Origin of the sequence: Flavobacterium fluvii (assembly GCF_900129545.1) — a bacterium.
GTDB classification, from domain to species: Bacteria; Bacteroidota; Bacteroidia; order Flavobacteriales; family Flavobacteriaceae; genus Flavobacterium; species Flavobacterium fluvii.
This window is the reverse complement of sequence record NZ_FQWB01000019.1, coordinates 1-4,052: the sequence shown is the minus strand read 5'-3', so window position 1 is coordinate 4,052 and position 4,052 is coordinate 1. Positions and strand designations below refer to the sequence as shown.

The window sequence follows — 4,052 nt, the reverse complement described above, 5'->3', positions numbered from 1 at the left end:
TCTTGGTGTTTTCATACTTATTTCAAATTTAAGGATTTTGAAAACACTCTCTTATTTTTTGTCTAAATCAGTCCACTTTTTGCTGACGATTTACAGAATAACAATAGGATTTGTAGAAGTTGGTATAGTATTATTTTTGTACATATTTCTACCATTGTAAACTATTTTATTTGAAGCATCTTTTACAATTATATACAAATCGGGACTAGTATCACTTAAAGCTGTATACCACCAATTTTGTAATGCTGTCGATATTGTAAACGACGTTAAATAGGGAAATGAACCCCAATTTGCTGAAGTAGTAGTAAAAAGAGATGAAGTAGTAGTAAATATGTCAACACTAGAAATATCTGCTAATGTTGCATCATAAGTTTCAATTTTTCTAGCATTGTCAATTAACCTATAGCCTCCAATATAACTATCACTTGTAATATTTTGAGTGCCGCTATACAAAGTATTTGCTGTTGAAGGAGTGTCAATGTCAGTAATCAAGCTTATGTTGTTAATCACTTTTCCAGTCTTTGCATCAACATAAACATTGCTCATTAAAAATGGATTTGAAGAATCAATTCTTACTTTATGAGCTAATACAAAATCAAAACCTTTTTCTGAAGGCACTCTACAAATTAAGGTTTCAACGGGATATTCATTTAGTACATCAGTTACTTTAGAAAATGATTTCGCAATATTTTTTGCTTCATCTTTTGAAATAACGATTTGAGTTTCCATAGATGCAAATTCAGCAACTTGTCCATTTGCTGCATCTACAAGACCTTCTTTGGAATGTAGCATTATGATACTTCCTTCAATTAAAAATCCTTTATAATACTGATGATAGTAACTATGAGTTATTTTTAATTCATCCTCTTTTTCAGAAATAAGTTGAAATGTATAGTCTGCGTTTAGACCAAACCAAGCACCAAATTCATTTGAGATAATCCTTGATGTTCTTGATTCTTTCTTTCTACTTGTCTGACTATTTTGGTTTTTAAAATCCAAAAAGAAAGACCCATTAACCGTTTTTAATTTTTCAGTTGATAGCTTGGTAGTTTTTGCAGTTTGAGAAGATGGTGTTATTACCACTTTATTTTCCCCTTGATTCTTTTGGCTTTGAGACTGAAAAGGACTTGTAATATTCGGAGGGGTAATTTGTTTTACTTGTCCAAAAGATATTGAACAAAAAAGACTGATTATAAATATACCAGCTAATTTAAAATAATAATTTTTCATTGGGTTTTTCACACCCTCGTCCCAAAGAGTTTTATAGTTTTTGAAAAACTAAAGGCGTGAGACAAACTCTAATTTGCGCCTCAGGTATCGCCAAACACCCACACTGCAAAAAAAGAGAAGCCCACGCCAGTGGCGTGAGCGTTCGCTTATTAATTTTGCAGTGCTTTTTGAATTTTGGCGATTTTGAGGCACTAAATTAATAGCTACGCTATTAGTTATATATATTGTTGTTTTTTTATTTCTTCAATTAATGATTTTTATTTTTTCAAATGTATTAAAAAGTATTACAAAAATCAAACCAAAGACTACTTACCTAATAGCGTAAATTGTGAAAACAAAAGTTATGTAACAACAAAAGCTATCAGGATTTACATTATTCAATATTCTAAATGTTTATTTAATTTGTTTTAATAATTCCCAATTCTATTAAAATATCTTTTTTCATCTTGCTTAACGGTCTTCTATCAAACTTTGCTTCTTGAAAATGAACTCCAAAAGCTAATCGATAAACATCATCTCTATCTAATGTAATTCCATCTAAAATTTTACTTTCCAACATATCAATATAATCTTCTGAATAAGCATCTTTTATTCTTCTTAAATCTTCAATTTCATCTTCGTGAGCCTTAAATATTTCTTCTAATTCAAAAGCATTTACAGAATCTTCTGAAAATTTATTATCAGTTGATAACTTAAAGGAAAACTTATCATAATCCTTATGGTCATAACTGAACGTATATTTAAATTCTTCATCAGGATTATTATGATATGGATGGAAATGAGTTGAAAGTGAAAAAGGTGTTGAACCTTTCACCCCACTATTGCAAACTGAACAACTTGGAACTAAATTATAAAATGACAGAGCCAGTAAGGGATAATCACTTTTAGGAAACCAATGGTCAAATGTTGGTCTTGTTACTTTCTTTCCTGTACTATTAATTACAGTTTTTGTATAAATTCGATTGCAATAAACACAAGTTGGAATATCTAATTTTTCTGCCAAATGATAAGCATTATAATATCTATATGTCGATTTATCATCTGTCTTTATCCAACTATCGTAACTAATAAGTGTTTTTAACGATTTCTTTAATCCTTTTGATGTAAACTTATCTTTTATTGTATCAAGTTCTTTTGGATTTCCAATAAGTACCTTTTTTAAGTTGTCTTCTTCATTTAAAAATTTGACAATTGAACTTTTTATTCCATTTACCTTATTTACTCTTCTATCAATAGCAATAGGAGGATTTTCAGTAAAGGCATCACCATTAAGCTTTCTTTTAATAAAATAACGCATAATTTTATAATGGTAATCCTTTGCATCTTTAATATTTGGTAAATTATCATTTATTGGTAGCATAACTATCTTTTTTTACTTATTAGAAATTCAATTTCTTTGTCAATAATCTGATTATGATAGTCACTATTTGGAACTAAATCCGTTATCATTTCTGCAAGTTTGATTTTAATAACCTTTTCGTCAATAAGATTAACTACTTTTTTATAGTACTCTAATTTCTCATTGAACTTTGATGTAGATTTATGAGTGTCAGACAACTTTTTGCTCTCATTTATCCAGCCTATAACTTCTTTTATTTTAGATTTTGAAAAATCCCCTATCAATCCATTTTCTACAAAGAATGAGTGTGCCAATAAATCATTAATATTTGCTCCAAAAGTTTTTTGAATCTTATTTTTATCATTATCTGAAATTGCACTGCAATATTTGTCGTCTTTTTGCAAAAAGACAACATTATTAATTGGCAAATCAGACAATGTAAGTGGGTCATGTGTTGAAATTATTATTTGCAATTTAGGCTTTACTTCAAGTGATTCAAAGAAGTAGGGAATAGTTTTTAGAATTGCATTCACATATCTCTTCTTCCAAACTGGATGAAATCCTAAGTCTGCTTCATCTAACAACAAAATATAGTTTCTCTTGTCAGGCAAAGATTTACTTCCCTTTATTAAGTTACTTTGAATAAAATTATACAACTTTGAAAAGAAATTTAGCAAAGCGTTTTCTCCAGAACTCATATTTCTATCAGTAGGTTGAAATGAGATGAATCCATCCGTATAATCTCCTTTATCAATTAATCCTTCATAAGTAGGATAATAATGAAGTAGATTGATTATGATGCTCTTGTGTAATTGCAAAATTTCTTTTACATCATCTAAATTTAACCAAATGCTTTGTTTTTTTATGCTTTCAGGGTTAGTTTCCTTTGAGAAAAGAGACAGTAATTTCTCGAAAAAAGGAATGATTCCGTCGTAATTAAAAATCATTTTTTTTAAATCTCCTCTTTCTATATAACTTTCTTTAATAAAATAGAAAAGCACATCAAGAGCGGAAGAATCTCTAAACCTATCCATATTGTACGGATTTTCAATTTTCCCTTCTTCAAGCCAAGTGTTACTTTTCTCCATTTGATGAACTACAACAGACATAAACGCCTTTATAACAAAACGTTCTAACAAATATTTATTTACCAATGCCTGTCTTAAATCCTTATCCAATTTTGAATTTTGGTCTCGAAAAATATGCCAATCTTTACTTTCGTTTTCTGCTTTTTCTAAAATAAGCTTGATTATTGGTATTAGTGAACTTGGAGTGTTATGAAAATCTGGAATTTCAAAATCTCTAAAATGAAGTATTCCTGTTTCATATTGTGGTAAATAAAAAACATCCCTAAAAACTAAATTATCCTTAAAAACAAGAGAGCTTATTGTAAATCGTCAGCAAAAAGTGGACTGATTTAGACAAAAAATAAGAGAGTGTTTTCAAAATCCTTAAATTTGAAATAAGTATGAAAACACCAAGA

Annotated in this window: 3 protein-coding genes; all 3 read right to left on the bottom strand. The window is 28.9% G+C overall.

Going from position 1 to position 4,052, the window contains the following annotated elements:
* Positions 1-90 precede the first annotated feature (90 nt).
* The 3 genes from BUC16_RS17365 to BUC16_RS17355 all read right to left on the bottom strand — a co-directional run bounded on the left by BUC16_RS17365 (position 91) and on the right by BUC16_RS17355 (position 3,747).
* A complete protein-coding gene (locus BUC16_RS17365; protein WP_073372082.1) occupies positions 91-1,230 on the bottom strand; it encodes a hypothetical protein in 1,140 nt (379 codons plus the stop codon).
* Positions 1,231-1,627: 397 nt separating this feature from the next.
* Complete coding sequence (locus BUC16_RS17360; protein ID WP_073372081.1) at positions 1,628-2,590, bottom strand: hypothetical protein; 963 nt, start codon at positions 2,588-2,590, stop codon at positions 1,628-1,630.
* Between the two features lie 2 nt (positions 2,591-2,592).
* On the bottom strand, positions 2,593-3,747 hold the full coding sequence (locus tag BUC16_RS17355; protein ID WP_073372080.1) for an OLD family protein: 1,155 nt from the start codon (positions 3,745-3,747) through the stop codon (positions 2,593-2,595).
* Between the last annotated feature and the right edge of the window lie 305 nt (positions 3,748-4,052).